This is a genomic window from Nocardia sp. NPDC004568 (assembly GCF_040609955.1).
Classification (GTDB): domain Bacteria; phylum Actinomycetota; class Actinomycetes; order Mycobacteriales; family Mycobacteriaceae; genus Nocardia.
Genome location: NZ_JBEXLL010000004.1, coordinates 1 through 17,413 on the forward strand (window position 1 = coordinate 1; position 17,413 = coordinate 17,413).

16 protein-coding genes are annotated in these 17,413 nt (G+C 67.8%); 4 read left to right on the plus strand and 12 right to left on the minus strand.

What is annotated here, in order from left to right:
• Positions 1-58: 58 nt before the first annotated feature.
• Positions 59-1,237, minus strand: coding sequence for a cytochrome P450 (locus ABZV91_RS02935; protein WP_355234464.1), 1,179 nt, complete (start codon positions 1,235-1,237; stop codon positions 59-61).
• 809 nt (positions 1,238-2,046) lie between these two features.
• Between ABZV91_RS02935 and ABZV91_RS02940 the strand changes: the two genes are divergently transcribed.
• The 4 genes from ABZV91_RS02940 to ABZV91_RS02955 all read left to right on the plus strand — a co-directional run bounded on the left by ABZV91_RS02940 (position 2,047) and on the right by ABZV91_RS02955 (position 6,001).
• Positions 2,047-2,403, plus strand: coding sequence for a hypothetical protein (locus ABZV91_RS02940; RefSeq protein ID WP_355234467.1), 357 nt, complete (start codon positions 2,047-2,049; stop codon positions 2,401-2,403).
• Positions 2,404-2,902: 499 nt separating this feature from the next.
• A complete protein-coding gene (locus tag ABZV91_RS02945) occupies positions 2,903-3,421 on the plus strand; it encodes a DinB family protein (protein WP_355234908.1) in 519 nt (172 codons plus the stop codon).
• A complete protein-coding gene (locus ABZV91_RS02950; RefSeq protein WP_355234470.1) occupies positions 3,418-3,879 on the plus strand; it encodes a VOC family protein in 462 nt (153 codons plus the stop codon). Before ABZV91_RS02945 ends, ABZV91_RS02950 begins: the two co-directional genes overlap by 4 nt.
• A 523-nt stretch (positions 3,880-4,402) precedes the next feature.
• Positions 4,403-6,001 (plus strand): serine hydrolase, encoded by a 1,599-nt coding sequence (locus tag ABZV91_RS02955; protein ID WP_355234472.1) that lies wholly within the window; start codon positions 4,403-4,405, stop codon positions 5,999-6,001.
• A 9-nt stretch (positions 6,002-6,010) separates the two neighbouring features.
• On the opposite strand, the gene ABZV91_RS02960 is transcribed toward ABZV91_RS02955, so the two are convergent.
• The 11 genes from ABZV91_RS02960 to ABZV91_RS03010 all read right to left on the minus strand — a co-directional run bounded on the left by ABZV91_RS02960 (position 6,011) and on the right by ABZV91_RS03010 (position 17,392).
• Complete coding sequence (locus tag ABZV91_RS02960) at positions 6,011-8,401, minus strand: excinuclease ABC subunit UvrA (protein WP_355234475.1); 2,391 nt, start codon at positions 8,399-8,401, stop codon at positions 6,011-6,013.
• 111 nt (positions 8,402-8,512) lie between these two features.
• Positions 8,513-8,923, minus strand: a complete 411-nt coding sequence (locus tag ABZV91_RS02965) for a VOC family protein (RefSeq protein WP_355234478.1) — start codon at positions 8,921-8,923, stop codon at positions 8,513-8,515.
• Between the two features lie 5 nt (positions 8,924-8,928).
• Positions 8,929-9,378 carry a helix-turn-helix transcriptional regulator gene (locus ABZV91_RS02970; RefSeq protein WP_355234481.1) on the minus strand — a complete coding sequence of 150 codons (450 nt, stop codon included), beginning with the start codon at positions 9,376-9,378 and terminating at the stop codon, positions 8,929-8,931.
• The gene (locus ABZV91_RS02975; RefSeq protein WP_355234484.1) at positions 9,375-10,685 is read right to left on the minus strand and encodes an amidohydrolase; all 1,311 of its coding nucleotides are present in this window, start codon (positions 10,683-10,685) and stop codon (positions 9,375-9,377) included. The genes ABZV91_RS02970 and ABZV91_RS02975 overlap by 4 nt, the downstream gene beginning before the upstream one ends.
• Positions 10,686-10,715: 30 nt before the next feature.
• Entirely contained in the window at positions 10,716-11,438 is a 723-nt protein-coding gene (locus tag ABZV91_RS02980) for a trimeric intracellular cation channel family protein (RefSeq protein ID WP_355234487.1), read from the minus strand.
• Between the two features lie 102 nt (positions 11,439-11,540).
• Complete coding sequence (locus tag ABZV91_RS02985) at positions 11,541-12,245, minus strand: CE1759 family FMN reductase (RefSeq protein WP_355234490.1); 705 nt, start codon at positions 12,243-12,245, stop codon at positions 11,541-11,543.
• Positions 12,242-12,694, minus strand: a complete 453-nt coding sequence (locus ABZV91_RS02990) for a MarR family transcriptional regulator (RefSeq protein WP_355234493.1) — start codon at positions 12,692-12,694, stop codon at positions 12,242-12,244. The genes ABZV91_RS02985 and ABZV91_RS02990 overlap by 4 nt, the downstream gene beginning before the upstream one ends.
• Positions 12,691-13,866 carry an LLM class flavin-dependent oxidoreductase gene (locus ABZV91_RS02995; RefSeq protein ID WP_355234496.1) on the minus strand — a complete coding sequence of 392 codons (1,176 nt, stop codon included), beginning with the start codon at positions 13,864-13,866 and terminating at the stop codon, positions 12,691-12,693. The genes ABZV91_RS02990 and ABZV91_RS02995 overlap by 4 nt, the downstream gene beginning before the upstream one ends.
• 507 nt (positions 13,867-14,373) lie before the next feature.
• The gene (locus ABZV91_RS03000) at positions 14,374-15,417 is read right to left on the minus strand and encodes a phosphotransferase (RefSeq protein WP_355234499.1); all 1,044 of its coding nucleotides are present in this window, start codon (positions 15,415-15,417) and stop codon (positions 14,374-14,376) included.
• Complete coding sequence (locus tag ABZV91_RS03005; protein ID WP_355234502.1) at positions 15,414-16,499, minus strand: TIGR03857 family LLM class F420-dependent oxidoreductase; 1,086 nt, start codon at positions 16,497-16,499, stop codon at positions 15,414-15,416. The genes ABZV91_RS03000 and ABZV91_RS03005 overlap by 4 nt, the downstream gene beginning before the upstream one ends.
• Positions 16,496-17,392 carry an SDR family oxidoreductase gene (locus ABZV91_RS03010; RefSeq protein ID WP_355234505.1) on the minus strand — a complete coding sequence of 299 codons (897 nt, stop codon included), beginning with the start codon at positions 17,390-17,392 and terminating at the stop codon, positions 16,496-16,498. The genes ABZV91_RS03005 and ABZV91_RS03010 overlap by 4 nt, the downstream gene beginning before the upstream one ends.
• Positions 17,393-17,413 lie beyond the last annotated feature (21 nt).

The window sequence follows — 17,413 nt, forward strand, 5'->3', positions numbered from 1 at the left end:
GTTTTTTTGGGGCGGGTTGGGGGTGCCCCGCGGGCGCAACCCGAAGCCGACACAGACTTCAGAATCGACTGGCCGGTGCAGGGACAGGCGCGAAAGGCCGGGACGGTTCGAACACGACGGGCAACTCGGCCAAGGAGCGATGGAAGGGCCCCGGCCGGTAGGTCAGTTCAGCGGCCGGGCGAGCCAGCCTGATATCCGGCAACTTGTCGAGCAGCTGATCGATCGCGTTCTTCGCGACCGCGTATGCGACCTGCTGAGCTGGGCAGGCGTGGGGCCCGGTACCCCACGCCAGATGCGAACGATTGTCCGTGAACTCACCCGCGATCTCCGGGTCGTTGTTACATGCCGACAGGCTGGTCACAACCGGCTGATGTGCGGGCAACCACACCCCATCGATGAGGATCGGCTGCGGCGGATAGGTGATGAGGAAATTCGCCAGCGGCGGGTCCTTGAACAGCAACTCATTGAGCGCATCAGACGTCGTCAGCGCACTTTCTCCGTGGAACCGGTCGTCTCTCATTATCAGCAACAGAGTATTGCCGATCAGGTTGGCCAACGGTTCGATCCCCGCGCCGTAGATAGTGACCAGCTGGTGCACGAGCTCCTCGTGGCTCAGGTCGGCCTCATGGCGAATCAGGCTGGTGGTGACGTCGTCGCCGGGCTCCTGCTGCTTCAGCAGAACCAGATCCGACAGTGCGTTGACGAACAGCGCATTACCTTTGCCACTCGGATCGCCCTCGAACATCAGCGCCATACCCTGCTTGACGCGATCACCCAGGTCCGCGGGGCAACCGACCATACGGTTGAGATAGGCGAATGTGACCGGAACAGCGTATTGATTGACCAGGTCGGCGTATCCGAGCTCACAGAAATCGTTGACTGCCCAAAGAGCGATGGTCTCGATCTCTTCGTGCAAGTTGTACAGGTTGATTCTGTCGATGCTGTAGACGCTGGCCTCACGGTAGCGACGGTGTTCGACGCCCGCGCTACGCAGAGCATTAGGGCGATACTGCATCATCGACTTCACCGGACACGAATCCGGGATATCTCTTTCCCATGTTCGCGGGTCGGCCGGAAAATGAGAAGCATCGTTACCGATGTGTACCGCGGTACGGTAGCCGATCACCAGCGTGGCCTGGACCCCCGGCGACACTTCCACCTGCGCCAAGGAAGGGTGCTTGCGACGCATCGCCCGATATGCCTCGTGCGGGTCGTTGGCGAAGCCTTCCTCCCACATCGGAACCCGGGTCGGGTCATATGGCGGCGGTTGCGGGGCTGCGTGCCGGGGTTGCCGGTGAGGTGATTCGAACGGCGTGGTCAATGGGTCACTCCAGAGTAAGTAACAGGAATACGAACATGCTGAGATTTCGGGGAACACTGCGCTGGCCGGGAGCACACAGCGACACGTCGGCGAACGGTATGGACCACGTCCATAGATCTACGTGCCTGGAGCGCGGGCAGAAGCGCGCTCCTGAACCCGTAGCCAGGGCTGCAGTTCACCACGGAAACCGAGCGGACCCCGTGAGCATCACGACGCCGGCGTTCTCATGCTGTGAGATCAGCGTCGACGCCGAGCCCAGTCGGCTTCTCACGCCGAGGCATTCGCACATATCAGGTTCCACGTCGGCTGATCATACTCACTGTCATCACCCGCAGCAGCGGGAGCACTCGGCAACCCGAATTTTCAATTCCCCTTGTAGCGCAACCGGTTCCGGCTCGAGTGGGATATGCGGCCGGCATCCCGCATCACGCTGCGACAGCGGACAGAGACTTGTCGACACGGTGAAACCTGGCACCGTGCCGAGATCGGAGCTGATACCGACGCGCAGCATCCTGGCGGACGACAGGCCGGGACGTGGTGCCGCACTGCTGGGCTGAACAGGCGCAGGAAATGAGTGGGCGGAGGCATGCGTAGTGGCCCGGGGAGTGGAGTCGAGGCAAGCCGCAGCGTGCTACTGGTAACCCCGCGTATTCGATTCGTGAATATTCGGCCGGATCAGAGTCGGCAGGCGTAGAGTTGGCCACTCGATGCGGCAGGAGTTGACGATGTCCATAGGTGCCAGACCAGCGATAGTCCGGACAGCTGCGATCGCGGTGGCCGTGGGTGCCGCCACTCTCTTCGGCACGGCCGGCCCGGCATTCGCCGACGTCGAACCCGGCGCCTATACGTCCACGACGTGGTCGTCCGGCATCGTGCTGCTGCAACGCGACGGGCGCGTCGACGGCGGGGACCTGGTCCTGATAGGGCGTTACCCAATTCATTCGACGCCCGACGGTGGTTACGTGGACCTGTTTCCCGGCCACCGGGTCGTACTCCTCAGCGACGGACATGGCGGATACGCGGGCCCGGCGTATCTGGGTGGGGTGCTGATCGGCGCCATCACGCTGACGCCCCAAGGCTGAGTACCGACCAACTCCTGACGGTGGCGGCGTAGATACAGATCGGATCGTTGGCGACGTCCGGCCTGGGAGAGCCGGCGCCGAGGTGATCAGGGGAGGTAGGCCTGATTCGTCCGATGCGATACGCAGGCTACTAGTTGACATAATGTAGATTATCGGTGTTCGGGTGGGAGTGGCATTGTACGAATAGGCGTCGGTGCACCCACCCGTCGCGCGGGTGACGAACGCTACCCGAAACGGATCGGTGAGCGGCCGCGTTCCGATATCCACCGAAGAGCTACGCGGGGAACCGTTTCCGGCTGCGCAACCGCCCTACCTTCATTTCGTCACCTGTGATGAAATGAAGGTAGGGCTCCTCCATCGGCTATCTGTTCGGCTCATGAATCTCGCGGCGGAATCGGTGCGATCGTGGCACCAGCGGTCCGCAGCCGGCCTGCGAGCACATGACAGCGCTCCGCCAGCTCCGGCGGGTCGAGGACCTCGAAGTCGTAACCGAGCAGGACTGCGGGCTCGGCTCGCCGGGCTCACCGACGACGAGTATTTCTGGTCGCCGGTTCCCGATGCCTGGAGTGTGTGGCCCCGTGGCAGTTCGACCGCACCCATACAGGCGGGTGCGGGTGATTTCACGATCGACTTCGCCTTCCCTCAACCGGATCCGGCACCGTTCACCACGATCGCCTGGCGGCTCGGACACGTCATCGTCGGTGTACTCGCGGCCCGCAACGCCGCGCATTTCGGTGCGCCTCCGGCCTCCTATGAAACATGGGAGTACGCGGGTAACGCCGCCGAGGCGCTCGACCAGCTGGAGACACAACTCGGCGTCTGGTCGGATGGGCTGCGCGGAATCGGCGCGGCCGCACTCGGGGATCCGATCGGCGACGCCGAGCCCTATCCCGACCTGCCGCTGGCCGCGCTGGTGCTTCACATCCACCGTGAGCTGATCCACCATTTGTCCGAGGTCTGCCTGCTGCGCGACGTCTACCTCCACACTGACCTCTCCGCGAAGGGAGCCAATCGATGAGCCGCGGCATCCAGATCACTTTCGACGCGCACGATCCGCGGGCGCTGTCGTCGTTCTGGCGCGCGGTCCTCGGCTACGTCCATCCCGGTCCGCCCGGGGTCGAACTACCCGAGGGCGCCGATCCGTTGGACGCCTGGGACGATTTCCTGGCCGAGACCGGGGTTCCGGAGGATCAGCGCAACACGCGCTCGGCGATCGAAGACCCGGAGGGGCACGGCCCGCGCGTGTTTTTCCAGCAGGTGCCCGAGGACAAGGTTGTGAAGAACCGAGTCCACCTCGATGTGCGGGTGGCTCCTGGGTTGCAGGGCGCGGAACGAATGGCGGCGTTGGAAGCCGAATGTGTCCGTCTGGTGGCGTTGGGAGCGGTTCGGATCCGCCGTCACGAACCCGCGCCGCCGATGGAGACGGGTTTCATCGTGATGGCCGATCCGGAGGGCAACGAGTTCTGCCTGGACTGAGCCGTTCAGGTGCCCCCTCTCCCCCTGCCACCGGTTCGCCGAGGCGAGGAACCGGTGGGCAGGGCTCGCAGAGGTCGGGGGCGATTCGGCCGCCGATGGCGCCTGTGCGGGACGAGCCGGACCATCCCGCGCGGGCGCAGCCTCCCCCTCGTCTGCATTTGATCCGGCGGTCCTTCCTTCCCGTGTATATGGTCTCTTCCTTTGTTTTCTCCCGTTCGCGGAGAGGTAGATGGTGGAGACCAACGCATATTCTGATGCGCATATGCCCGTATGAAGATCATTGGTCATCTGTTTCAGATGTATCCCGTCCGTGGATTCGTGAAGGACATTCGATGGTGCGGGTGGTGACTGCGCACATCGCTCCCTTCCCGCTCTCGGACACGGGGGCGGCGCTCCCCTCCCCCCTTCTCCGCACGGCGGAGCCGGAAACACAGCCTGCCGCGTACCGGGTGCGGACACTTGGTGGGAGTTAGGCTCGGGGCGGACTGGGCTCGTGTCAGCGACGACCTCCCGGAGGCGAGCTATGCGCAGACGTCGGCTGGTGGTTCTCTGTGTCTCCGTGGTGGCCGCCGCGGGACTGGTATCGGGCTGCGGGAACCGGGAACCGACACCGGTGCCGGGAGCGGCCGCGCCCTCGACCCCGCCGGCGGATCTGGGGCCCGAGCAAGCGGCCGGAGTCGATATACCGCGCGGGCGGGTGGAACATATCCTGAGCACGCTCGAATACCGCGCGGAGGAACTGATACGCGACACCGATATTCCGGGGATGGCGGTCGCCGTCGTCTACGACGGCGAGGTGGTGTTCCAGAAGGGGTTCGGAGTGCGCGATGTCGACGGGCGGCAGCCGGTGGACCCGGAGACGGTATTCCAGCTGGCATCGCTGTCCAAACCCGTAGGGGCCACGGTGGTCGCGCGTCAGGTGCAGGAAGGGGTGGCGACATGGGATACGCCGGTACGTGAACCGGCGCCGTGGTTCGCATTGCAGGACCCGTATGTGAGCGACCATGTGACCATCGGCGACCTGTACGCGCATCGGTCGGGGCTGCCCGAACACGCCGGGGACAAGCTGGAGGATCTGGGGTTCGATCGCACCACGATTCTCCAGCGGTTGCGGATGCTGCCGTTGGCTCCGTTCCGCGATTCCTATGCCTATACGAATTTCGGGCTCACCGCGGCCGCGATGGCGGTCGCCGATGCGTCGAAGCAGCGCTGGTCGGCGCTGTCGGAGCAGACCATCTATCGTCCGCTGGGTATGTCGTCGACCAGCTCCCGGTACGCCGATTTCGTCGCCGCAGGCGACCGCGCGTCCGGGCATGTGCTGGTGGACGGTGTGTACCGTCCGGCACAGCCGGGACGGCAACCCGATGCCCAGTCCCCCGCCGGAGGCGTCAGTTCGTCGGTGACGGATATGGCGCAGTGGATGATGATGGTGCTGGCGAACGGCAAACACGGCGATACGCAGGTGGTGGCGCCCGAAGCGCTGCTGCCCGCGCTCACACCGCAGTCGGTGTCGTCGCCGCCCGCCGAGCCGGACGCGCGGGCGGGTCAGTACGGGTTCGGGTTCACGGTGAGTGATTCGGCGGCGGGCCGGGTGATGCTCGGTCATTCGGGGGCGTTCGATCAGGGTGCGGCGACCGCCATGACGATGATTCCCTCGGCGAACGTGGGCATCGTGACGCTGACCAATGCCGCGCCGATCGGGGTGCCGGAGACACTGAACGCCGAATTCGCCGATCTGGTGCAGTTCGGTGAGGTGCGGCAGAACTGGTGGGAGCTGTATTCGAAGGCGTTCGAGCAGTTGAACGCGCCGGTCGGTGAGCTGGTCGGGGTCGCGCCGCCGCCACATCCGGCACCGGCGCGGCCGCTGGAGGATTACGCGGGTGAGTACGGCAACGACTATTTCGGTCCGGCGGCGGTGGCGGTGGACGGTGACGGGCTGCTGTTGACGATGGGGCCGCGTCACGTCGCGATGCCGTTGCGGCATCGCGACGGTGACACGTTCGTCTTCTCCCCGGTGGGTGAGAGCGCGAATCCGGGCAGTATTTCGCAGGCCCGATTCGACGGGGACCGGTTGTGGCTGGAGTTCTACGACTCCGAGGGGTGCGGTACGTTCGTGCGCTGACCTCGGGTGTCAGGCGCCGACGTAGGCGGCGAGGTGTTCGCCGGTGAGGGTGGAGCGGGCGGCGACCAGGTCGGCGGGGGTGCCTTCGAAGACGATGCGGCCGCCGTCGTGTCCGGCGCCGGGGCCGAGGTCGATGATCCAGTCGGCGTGGGCCATCACGGCCTGGTGGTGTTCGATGACGATAACCGATTTACCGGAGTCGACGAGCCGGTCGAGGAGTCCGAGCAGTTGTTCGACATCGGCGAGGTGCAGGCCGGTGGTGGGTTCGTCGAGGATGTAGATTCCGCCTTTCTCGGCCATCTGGGTGGCGAGTTTGATGCGCTGCCGTTCACCGCCGGAGAGGGTGGTGAGTTGCTGGCCGAGGCGCAGGTAACCGAGGCCGACGTCGGCGAGCCGGTCGAGGATTTTGTGGGCGGCGGGGATGCGGGCGTCGCCGGAGCCGAAGAACTGTTCGGCTTCGGCGACCGACATGTCGAGGACTTCGGCGATATTGCGGCCGCCGAGGGTGTATTCGAGTACCGCGGCCTGGAAGCGTTTGCCTTCGCATTCCTCGCAGGTGGATTCGACGGTGGCCATGACGCCGAGGTCGGTGTAGATGACGCCGGCGCCGTTGCAGGTGGGGCAGGCGCCTTCGGAGTTGGAGCTGAAGAGGGCGGGTTTGACGCCGTTGGCTTTGGCGAAGGCTTTGCGGATGGGGTCGAGGAGGCCAGTGTAGGTGGCGGGGTTGCTGCGGCGGGAGCCGCGGATGGCGCCCTGGTCGATGGTGACGACGCCGTCGCGTCCGGAGACCGAGCCGGTGATGAGGGAGCTCTTGCCGGAGCCGGCGACGCCGGTGACGACGACGAGGGCGCCGAGCGGGATGTCGACGTCGACGTGGCGCAGGTTGTGGGAGTCGGCGCCGCGGATTTCGAGGGCGCCCGACGGGGTGCGCACGGATTTCTTGAGGGCGGCACGGTCGTCGAGGTGGCGTCCGGTGAGGGTGCCGCTGGCGCGGAGGCCATCGACGGTGCCTTCGAAGACGATTTCGCCGCCGTCGCTGCCGGCGCGGGGGCCGATATCGACGATGTGGTCGGCGATTTCGATGGCTTCGGGTTTGTGTTCGACGACGAGGACGGTGTTGCCTTTGTCGCGGAGTTGGCGCAGCAGGTCGTTCATGCGCTGGATATCGTGCGGGTGCAGGCCGATGGTGGGTTCGTCGAAGACGTAGGTGACGTCGGTGAGCGAGGAGCCGAGGTGGCGGATCATCTTGGTGCGTTGGGCCTCTCCCCCGGACAGGGTGCCGGAGGGGCGTTCCAGGGAGAGGTAGCCGAGCCCGATATCGGTGAACGAGTCGAGCAGATGCTGCAGACCTTTGAGGAGTGGGGCGACCGACGGTTCGTCGAGTGCGCGGACCCAGTCGGCGAGATCGCTGATCTGCATGGCGCACAGGTCGGCGATGTTCTTGCCGTTGATCTTGGAGGCGAGGGCTTCCTTGGTGAGCCGGGTGCCGCCGCATTCGGGGCAGGTGGTGAAGGTGACGGCGCGTTCGACGAAGGCCCGGATGTGGGGTTGCATGGCGTCGACGTCTTTGGACAGGAAGGACTTCTGGATGCGCGGGATGAGGCCTTCGTAGGTCACGTTGATGCCTTCGACCTTGATCCTGGTGGGCTCTTTGTAGAGCAGGTCGTGCAGTTGTTTCTTGGTGAACTTCTTGATCGGCTTGTCGGGGTCGAAGTAGCCGCAGCCGCGGAAGATGCGGCCGTACCAGCCGTCCATGCTGTAGCCGGGGATGGTGAGGGCGCCCTCGTTGAGGGAGAGGCTGTCGTCGTAGAGGGCGGTGAGGTCGAAGTCGGTGACCGAGCCCATGCCTTCGCAGCGGGGGCACATGCCGCCGAGGCGGCTGAAGGTGGCTTTCTCGGCGACCGTTTTGGCACCGCGCTGGACGGTGATGGCGCCGCTGGCGGTCACCGACGGCATATTGAAGGAGTAGGCGTTGGGTGAACCGATATGGGGGTCGCCGAGGCGGCTGAACAGGATGCGCAGCATGGCGTTGGCGTCGGTGGCGGTGCCGACGGTGGAGCGGGGGTTGGAGCCCATGCGTTCCTGGTCGACGATGATGGCGGTGGTGAGGCCTTCGAGCAGGTCGACGTCGGGCCGCGACAGGGTGGGCATGAAACCTTGGACGAAGGCACTGTAGGTTTCGTTGATCATCCGCTGGGATTCGGCGGCGATGGTGGCGAAGACCAGGGAGCTCTTACCGGAACCGGAGACGCCGGTGAAGACGGTGAGTCGGCGCTTCGGGATCTCCACGCTGACGTCTTTGAGGTTGTTCACGCGCGCGCCCTGTACCCGGATGAGGTCGTGGCTGTCGGCGGCGTGTGGCGCGGACGTCCGCGTACCGGTCTTCGTGGCGGTGCTCATCTGTCTCCCTCTGGTGCGGTCGTCGACATCGGCCTGTTCGGTTCCCGGCGGTCGAGTGTTACCGGCCGGCCCGTTCGACGGGCGGGCCGGCCGGTGTGCTCGGGTCGCCCGTCAGCGCAGTTGCTGGATGCGGATCATATTGCCCGCGGGATCGCGGACGGCACAGTCGCGGATGCCGTAGGGCTGTTCGGTCGGCTCTTGGACCACTTCGACGTCACCGGCCTGGAGGCGTTCGAAGGTGCCGTCGAGGTCTTCGGTGGCGAGGTTGATACCGGCGTAGGTGCCCTTGGCCATCATTTCGGCGATGGTTTTGCGTTCCTCGTCGGTGATGCCGGGGTCGGCGGCCGGCGGGTGCAGGACGATGGAGGTTCCGGGTTGGCCGACGGGGCCGACGGTGATCCAGCGCAGGCCGTTGTAGCCGACGTCGTTGCGGATCTCGAAGCCGAGGGTGTCGCGGTAGAACCCGATGGCGGCTTCGGGATCGTCCTGGGGCAGGTAGCTGGCGTGAATGGTGATGTCCATGCCGATCACGCTAACTGCGGGCTGGTTACCGGGGCTTCTCGATTCCTGATCGGTCTGGTCACCTGTTTGGCGGTGCAGGACGGGATGCCGGCGGTGGCGTCGGCGTGTTGCCGCCGGTAAGCGCTGGGCGGCATACCGACGAGTTCGGTGAAGCGGGTGCTGAAGGTGCCCAGTGAGGAGCAGCCGACGGCGAAGCAGACTTCGGTGACGGTGAGGTCGCCGCGGCGCAGCAGGGCCATCGCGCGCTCGATGCGGCGGGTCATGAGGTAGCCGTAGGGGGATTCGCCGTAGGCGAGCCGGAACTGGCGGCTGAGGTGTCCGGCGGACATGTTGACCCCGCGGGCGAGCGCTTCGACGTCGAGTGGTTGCGCGTATTCACGGTCCATCCGATCGCGGACGCGGCGTAACAGCGCGAGGTCGCGGAGGTGTTGCTCCGCGGTGGGTCTGCTGGTCACGTGGCCGATCGTCCCATATCGTGCCCGGGTTGCCCAGTTCCCGGGGGTGGGGTGCCGACGCCGAGCCAGGCGAGTGCGGCGACGACGAGGGCGGTGACTCCGGTGTCGAGGGTGGGTTGCAGGACGGGCGCGAAGCGGGAGCTGTGATTGACCGGTATGTCCTGGAAGAGGGTGCCTTTTTCGGCGGCTTCGGCGAAGGCGGCCGGATCGGTGCCGCCGAGGCCCCAGTAGGTGAACGGGACGCCGAAGGCGGCGGGTATTTCGCTGATGTCCTCGCTGGCGGTCTGGGGCTCGATGGTGTGGGCGGCGGCGCCGAAGGCGGTGGCGAAGGCCGCGGCGACCCGGCGGGTGGTTCCGGGGTCGTTGACGGTCGGCGGGAAGGTCGTGATCCGCTCGAATTCGGGTTCCCGGGGAGCACCGGCACCGGCGGCCTCGGCACGCACGATCCGTTCGATGGCGTTGAGGACGTGCTCGCGGACTTCCGGCTCGTAGGTCCGGACATTGATTTCCAGGACGGCGTCGTCGGGGATGAGGTTGGGTCCGGTACCGGCGTGGATACTGCCGACGGTGACGACCGCGGGGGTGGTGGGCGCGATCTCCCGGGAAACCACCGTCTGCAGGCGCAGCACGCACATGGCCGCCATGACGACCGGGTCGACGGAGGCCTGGGGTTGGGAGCCGTGGGCACCGCGGCCGTGCAGGGTGACGCGGAGGCTGTCGGCGGCGGACAGGAACGGTCCGGGGCAGGTGCCGACGGAGCCCGCGGGATAGGGCAGGACGTGCTGGCCGAGGACGACGTCGGGGGCGGGGATCGTGCCGGTGAGTCCGTCGGCGACCATGGCGCGGGCGCCGTCGCCGTTCTCTTCCGAGGGCTGGAACAGCGCGATGAGCGTGCCGTGCCAGGCGTGCCGGGCCGCGGCCATCAGGCGGGCGGATCCGAGGAGGCAGGCGACGTGGACGTCGTGTCCGCACGCGTGCATGACCGGTTGCGCGACGCCGTCACGGTCGACGGTGGCGGTGGAGGCGTAGGGCAGGCCGGTGGCTTCCCGCACCGGGAGGGCGTCCATATCGGCGCGCAACAGCACGGTGGGGCCGGGGCCGTTGCGCAGGACGCCGGTGACTCCGGTGCCGGCGATGCCGGTGGTGACGTCGTAGCCGTATTCGCGTAGCGCGGTGGCGGCGAGGGTGGCGGTGCGGTGTTCGCTCATGCCGAGTTCGGGGTGGGCGTGCAGGTCGCGGTAGTGGTGCTCGATCTCGTCGCGGGCGGCGTCCAGGCCGGTCAGAACAGTGGCGGCGTCACGATTCATCGGTAGTGCCTCTCTGCTCGGGGTCGGGTGTCAGCTGCTGTCCTCGGCGCCGGTGTCGCGGGTTCGGCCACGGCGGGTGGTGCGGACGCCGCGGACGGCGGCGGCCAGGCGGGTGTGCGGTTGCCAGTCCAGGCCGTTGGGCAGGCCCCAGCCGTAGCGGACGGCGGCGAGACGGAGAGCCAGGGAGAATACGATGCCGGCGACGATGCCGATCGCCGGTGCGCCGAGGTAGGTACAGACGACCATGGTGCCGGCGACCACGGCGGCGACGGTGGCGTAGAGACCATTGCCGCCGAAGACGGCCGGGACCCGGCGCAGGAGGACGTCGCGGGTGGCGCCGCCGCCGACGGCGGTGGTGATGCCGAGCAGTACGGCGGGGAGCCAGCCGAGGCCGGCGGCGAGGGTTTTCTGTGCGCCGGTGACTGCCCAGAATCCGATGACGGCGGCGTCGAGGGCGGTGAAGAGGCGATCCCAGGCGTGTTCACTGAGATGGATGAGGAACGAGATGAGAGTGCCGGCTACGGCGGTGGGCAGGTAGGCGTAGTCGGTGAGGGCTACCGGGGGACCTTGCTGGAGGAGGGTGTCGCGGATGATGCCGCCGCCGAGGCCGGAGACGATACCGACCACCAGGAACCCGAACAGGTCGAGTTTCTCGGTGCGGGATACGGCGCCGCCGAGCATCGCGCAGGCGAAGACGCCGGCGAGGTCGAGATAGCGCGTGACCTGGTCGATGGTTTCGGCGGGTGCGGCCACCGCAGCAAACTAACACGCGCGCCGGTGGGTTCTCGGCGGTGACGTGTGCCGATGGGGCGGCCGCTCCCGGCGCCGCGGACTGCGCGGCGCCCGGGGCCGGGGTCAGGCCCGCGGTGTCACCGGGGCTCCCCCGCCGGCGGCCAGTCTCATGAGGTCGGTGTCGAGGTCGACGGTGGTTTCGCTGCCGCCGGCGCTGCCGAAGCTGTGCTGGTAACTGGTCCACGATTCGTCTTTGACCTTGTGCGCGAATCCGCTCTCCATGAGCAGCACCAGTTCGAGGGCGGCGCGGTCGATGCGTTTGTCGAGGCCGGGGTCGCTCCAGTCCTCGGCGGCGGCGAACAGGGAGGTGGGCACGGTCATGGTGCGCAGGAACGCGAACAGGGCGCGCATCTGTTCGTCGACGACCAGGGCGTGGCGGGAGGTGCCGGCGGTGGCGGCGAGGACGACCGGTTTGGCGATGAGCAGGTCGTTGTCGAGGACGTGGAAGAAGGAGGTGAGCAGGCCGCTGGGTGCGGCTTTGTAGACGGGGGCGGCGACGATCAGGCCGTCGGCGGCGGCGAGTGTTTCGACGGCGGCGGTCATCTTGGGTCCCATGAGCTGGGAGACGAGCGCGGTGGTGATCTCGGTGGCGAGTTCGCGCAGATCGATGACCTGCACGGTGGCGGTGGCGCCGCGGTGGCGGGCGAGGGTACCGACGCGGGCAGCGACCCGGTCGGCGAGCATGCGGGTCGAGGACGGGTTGCTGGTGCCGCCGCTGACCACGACCAGCCGGTAGGGGGTCGTGCCCTGGCCGTTGGTGGTGTTCATATCTCGTTCCTTTGCGTGGTGTCGGCGAGTTTGCCGCAGAGCTGTTCGAGGGTGCGTAGTTCGTCGTCGGTGAGGGCGCTGGTGAGGGCGCGGGCGACGCCGACGGCGTGGCGGCCGCCGACGCGGCGCTGCCGGGTCCGGCCCTCGTCGGTGAGCGAGAGCCGGACCCCGCGGCCGTCGTGCGGGTCGGGGGTGCGTTGCACGAGGCCGCGGTCGACGAGCCGGTCCACCATCCGCGACAGCGCGGGCTGGGTGAGCAGGACGTGCCGGTTGAGTTCGGCGGGACGGATGGGTTCGGGGCATTTGGACAGCGTGTAGAGGACGTCGTATTCGCGCATGGTGAGTCCGTGCCACACGTCCTGGGCTGCGAACTGTTTCATCAGTACCGCGTGCGCGGTGAGTACGGCTTCCCAGGCGTCGTTGGCGAGCCGACCGCTGGTTCTGGTCACTTGTCGGCCAGGGTTTTCGCGGTGTCCTGGTAGGGGCTGGCGCCGGCCAGGTTGTCGCCCTGGTTGGCGTGGGGGCGGGCCTGCCGGGCGGGCCCGTCGCCGTATTCGGCGGCGACGCGGGCCCGGTGGGTGGGGGCGGGGGCCGATTCCGGGTCGCGGCGGGCTTCCAGTTCCTTGCGCAGGACCGGCACGACTTCCTCGCCGAGCAGGTCGAGCTGGTTGAGTACGGTTTTCAGTGGCAGTCCGGCGTGGTCCATCAGCCACAGCTGACGCTGGTAGTCACCGAAGGTGTCGTGGAAGGTGAGGGTTTTGTCGATGATCTCCTGCGGGCTGCCGACCGACAGCGGGGTCATTTCGGCGAAGTCCTCCAGGGAGGGGCCGTGACCGTAGACGGGGGCTTCGTTGAAGTAGGGGCGGAATTCGTTCCAGGCGTCCTGGGATTTCTTGGCGATATAGGCCTGTCCACCGAGTCCGACGATGGCCTGCTTCTTGGTGCCGTGCCCGTAGTGTTCGAAACGCTGCCGGTAGAACTCGATGAGCTGCAGCGAGTGGGCGGTGGGCCAGAAGATGTGGTTGGCGAAGAAACCGTTGCCGTAGTAGGCGGCCTGTTCGGCGATTTCCGGGGTGCGGATGGAGCCGTGCCAGACGAAGGGCGGCACACCGTCGAGCGGCCGCGGGGTGGCGGTGAAGCCCTGCAGCGGGGTGCGGTAGCTGCCTTCCCAGTCGACGACGTCCTCGCGCCACAGCCGGTGCAGGAGGTTGTAGTTCTCCAGAGCCAGCGGCAGGCCCGCGCGGATGTCCTTACCGAACCAGGGGTAGACGGGGCCGGTGTTGCCGCGCCCGAGCATGAGGTCCATGCGTCCCTTGGACAGGTGCTGCAGCATGGCGTAGTCCTCGGCGATCTTCACCGGGTCGTTGGTGGTGATCAGGGTGGTCGCCGTGGTGAGGATCAGTCGCTCGGTGGTGGCGGCGATATGGCCGAGCAGGGTGGTGGGTGAGGACGAGAAGAACGGCGGGTTGTGGTGCTCGCCGATGGCGAAGACGTCGAGGCCGACCTCTTCGGTTTTGCGCGCGATCTGCACGATCGCGTCGATCCGTTCGGCCTCGCTGGGCGTCACGCCGGTCACCGGGTCGCGGGTGATATCGCTGACCGAGAAGATTCCGAACTGCATCGTGTGTCACTCCCACCGTAGGTTCTATGCGTTTGCATCTACCTGAACCGAGGGGGACGCCGGGTTATTCCTCATGCTCGGGCAGGCTGCGGAGTGCGGGGAACCGGGCAGCGGATCACGGCGCGCTACTCCCCTGCCCGGCTCCGCGCCCGCCGACGAGACGTACCGGATCCTGATACGGGCGGCCGGGCCGCGCCGACGTGCTGTGCGCGAACGCCGGTGAACCTCGGCGCGGGCGTACCGGTTCGCCTGGCGAGTGCGCTGCCGTGGCCCCGCAGTCCCTGTTCGCGCATCCTGCTCTGCGGCCGGGGCCGAGCGTAGTGATCTTTTCGCTGTCGAAGCGTTCACGGACCTGCCGCAGGGCGGTGTCGACGTGCACGCCGGAATCCCGTGCGGACGGCGTGTGTGGGGGGCCTCCGGGGTCGGCGTCCGCGGCCCGCACCTCCCCTGCTCGCGATAGCGGAACCACCGCGCGGTTACGCGGTGGTGGCTACCGGGCGGGGGTGACTACAGCGGTGCCGGTTGCTGGGTGAGCGAGTCCAGGTCTCGGATGGCGGCGCAGCTGCGGCGGATCATGGCGGCGAACATGGCGTCGCCGCGCTCGGAGGGGGTGCCGTAGACGGCGCCGAACACCGCGACCAGCGGGCCCTGCAGGGCGGCGAAGCGGTAGTCCTGCCAGCAGTCCTCGACGGTGTAGCCGGTGACGCCGAGGTCGGTGAGCCGCCGGTGGTAGGTGGCGACCAGATCCTGTTCGGCGGCCCGCCGGGGTTCCGGGTCCAGGCCGGTGGTGATGAAATAGGCGAGATCGCGGGCAGGTAGGCCGAGGTTGACGGTCTGCCAGTCGACGGCGGTCACCCGGGGTGGGTCGGCGGCGTCGAACAGCAGGTTGTCCAGCCGGTAGTCGCCGTGCACCAGCCCGAAGCGTTCGGGGCGGGCGACCAGCCAGTCGGCGATGACCTCACCGCAGGCGCGTACGGTCTCGTGGTCGGCGGCGGGAAGGCGGTCCCCGAGGCGGTCGAGGAAGATGTCGGTGGTGGGCCCGTAGAGTTCGCGCAGCGTGTCGGCTTCTTCCGGGCCGTTGCGGCTGAAGCCCTCGATATCGAGCAAAGAGTCGTCACACCAGCGGGGGGCGTGCAGTCCCGCCAGGTTGGCGACGGCGGGGTGGGCGTTGGCTACTGGGCAGCCGCCGATCTGGTCGCCCTGGTGTGCGGGGGCCAGGTCTTCCAGCAGCAGTACGAATTCGGCGCCGTCGCCGTGTATCTCGGCGTGGTGGCAGCGCGGGGTGCGGACCGCGACCGTGGCGGCGATCTCGGTGTAGAAGCGGACTTCCTGGCGGTAGGCGCCGGCCAGCATGGCACGCACGCCGGGGTCGGCGGCGGGGAGTTTGGCCAGGAGCCGCGGCGGGACACGGTCGCCGGTGAGCCACAGCCGGTGCACGGTGCCGATCTGTCCGGTGCCGACGGCTTCGGCGGACACGGCGGTGACGGGACGGCCGAGGGCGGCGGTGAGCCATTCGGGGGTGAGGTCGGCGATATCGGTGGGGGCGGTCATCGGTGGCTCCTGCCCGGATTGGCCGGCAGGTGGGCGAACCGGCCGGGGTCGCGGTGGCGCCGCCACGCGTCGAGAACCGGTGCGAGTTCGGTGGGGGTGTTGCCGTGCAGGATCACGCCGTCGGCGCCGGCGGCGAACTGGTCGGCGATCCGGGTCGCGCACTGTTCGGGGGTGCCGGTGGCGGAGGCGGCCGTCCATTCCGCGGGGAGCAGTTCTTCCACTGCCGCGAGGGTGGTGTCGTCGGCTACGGCATCGAGGGCGCCTCCGGCGCCGGTGACCAGGGGATGCGCCCGGAAGTCGGCGAGGATCTGCGGGTCCCAGTCGTTGACCTGGACCAGGATGTCGCCGTAACCCTGCAGGTAGGTGCCGAGGCGGCCGACGAGTTTGCGCAGCCGGGCCGATTCGCCCTGGGTGTCGTCGACCACGGCCAGCACCGACCAGATGCGGATGGACGCCGGGTCCCGGCCGGCGTCCGCGGCGGCGGCACGGACGGTCCGCACGGCGCGAGCGGTGGTGTCGTCGGTGAAGAAGGTGTGCAGCACGACGGCGTCGGCGATCTGCCCGGCCAGGCGCAGGGTGTTGGTGCCGATCGCGGTGAGGGTGACCGGGATGGCTTCGTCGTAGGTGGGGTCGAGGTGCAGGATCGGGTATTTCCCGGCGGGTCCGTCGTGTCCGACGACGGTGTCGCCGCGCCACAGGCGGCGGTAGATCTCGGTGGCGTCGCGGAGTTGGGCGGAGGTGATCCGGGGTAGGCCGATCGCGTCGAAGAGGGCGCCGAATCCGCGACCGAGGCCGAGGCTGTAGCGGCCGCGGGTGAGCCGGTGCAGGGTGACCGCGCCGGCGGCGGTGATCAGGGGGTGGCGGGTGTTGTGGTTGGTGGCGGCGGTGCAGAGACCGAGGTCGGCGGTGACCGCGCCCGCGGCGGCGGCGAGAGCGAAGGCTTCTTTGGTGTTGAACCGTTCGGACAGGAACATGGCGCCGAGGCCGAGGCGTTCGGCGGCGCGGGCTTCGTCGAGCAGGAGATGCGGATCGGTGGCGTGACCGGCGAGACCGTAGCAGCCGAGTTCGGGGAATTCGGTCACTGCCCGGCCTCGGCGTCGGGGCCGCCGATCATGCGGTGCAGTTCGTCCTGGGTCCAGGGCGGGGTGTCGTTGTGGTCGCGGAAGCCGAGGATGCTGGGGGTCGGGCGGTCGTAGCGGCCGACGAATCCCCCTGCGGCGACGAAGATCTGCCCGGTGACCCGTTCGGCGGCCGTCCCGGCGAGGTACAGGTACAGCTGGGCGACGTAGTCGGTGGGTGGGGCGTCGAGGGCGGCGTTCTTGCTGATCTCGTCGAGCATGCCGCGGCGGTAGAGTTCCATGATCTTGGCTTCGTAGGCGAACCCGCTGGAAAGCCGGGTTTTGGCGCCGGGGCAGACGACATTGGCGCGGACCTTGTGTTCGGCCAGTTCGGCGGCGATGGCGAGGGTGAGGGAGTTGACCGCGCCCTTCCCGGCGGCGTACCCGGTGCCGCCGTAGTCGCCGAGGTAGGCGAAGGAACTGGTGTTGATGATGCTGCCGCGGCCCTGGGCGACCATTTTCGGGGCGGCGGCACGGCAGGTGTTGAACGTGGTGGTGAGGTGGGAGTCGAGCAGGGCACGCCAGTCGCGGGTGCTGACGTCGAGGATGGAGGAGCCGGCGGGTTCGGCGATTCCGGCGCAGTTGACGAGTACGTCGACGGCGCCGAAGGTGCGTACGCAGGTGTCGACGAGTTCGGTGGCGGTGGATTCGTCGGCGGCGCTGCCGGCGACGCCGAGCGCGCGGTGACCGGCGAGGGTCAGGGAGTTGACGGTGCGTTCGACCGCGGGGGCGTTGCGTCCGTTGACCACTACGCCGGCGCCGTGTCCGGCCAGGGCGTGCGCGACGGCGTAGCCGATACCGCTGGTGGCGCCGACGATCACGGCGCCGCGTCCCCACAGGGTCTGGTTTCCGCTCATGGACCTGTTCTCGCTCGCCTC

What these genes read in the sequence shown, in the direction of transcription:
- ABZV91_RS02950 (WP_355234470.1), top strand. Translation starts at nt 3,418, where the DNA reads ATGAGCCGCGGCATCCAGATCACTTTCGACGCGCACGATCCGCGGGCG.
- ABZV91_RS02935 (WP_355234464.1), bottom strand. Translation starts at nt 1,237, where the DNA reads ATGTGGGAGGAAGGCTTCGCCAACGACCCGCACGAGGCATATCGGGCG.
- ABZV91_RS02995 (WP_355234496.1), bottom strand. Translation starts at nt 13,866, where the DNA reads ATGCAGTTCGGAATCTTCTCGGTCAGCGATATCACCCGCGACCCGGTG.
- ABZV91_RS02975 (WP_355234484.1), bottom strand. Translation starts at nt 10,685, where the DNA reads ATGAATCGTGACGCCGCCACTGTTCTGACCGGCCTGGACGCCGCCCGC.
- ABZV91_RS02955 (WP_355234472.1), top strand. Translation starts at nt 4,403, where the DNA reads ATGCGCAGACGTCGGCTGGTGGTTCTCTGTGTCTCCGTGGTGGCCGCC.
- ABZV91_RS03010 (WP_355234505.1), bottom strand. Translation starts at nt 17,392, where the DNA reads ATGAGCGGAAACCAGACCCTGTGGGGACGCGGCGCCGTGATCGTCGGC.
- ABZV91_RS02940 (WP_355234467.1), top strand. Translation starts at nt 2,047, where the DNA reads ATGTCCATAGGTGCCAGACCAGCGATAGTCCGGACAGCTGCGATCGCG.
- ABZV91_RS02960 (WP_355234475.1), bottom strand. Translation starts at nt 8,401, where the DNA reads ATGAGCACCGCCACGAAGACCGGTACGCGGACGTCCGCGCCACACGCC.
- ABZV91_RS02985 (WP_355234490.1), bottom strand. Translation starts at nt 12,245, where the DNA reads ATGAACACCACCAACGGCCAGGGCACGACCCCCTACCGGCTGGTCGTG.
- ABZV91_RS03000 (WP_355234499.1), bottom strand. Translation starts at nt 15,417, where the DNA reads ATGACCGCCCCCACCGATATCGCCGACCTCACCCCCGAATGGCTCACC.
- ABZV91_RS02965 (WP_355234478.1), bottom strand. Translation starts at nt 8,923, where the DNA reads ATGGACATCACCATTCACGCCAGCTACCTGCCCCAGGACGATCCCGAA.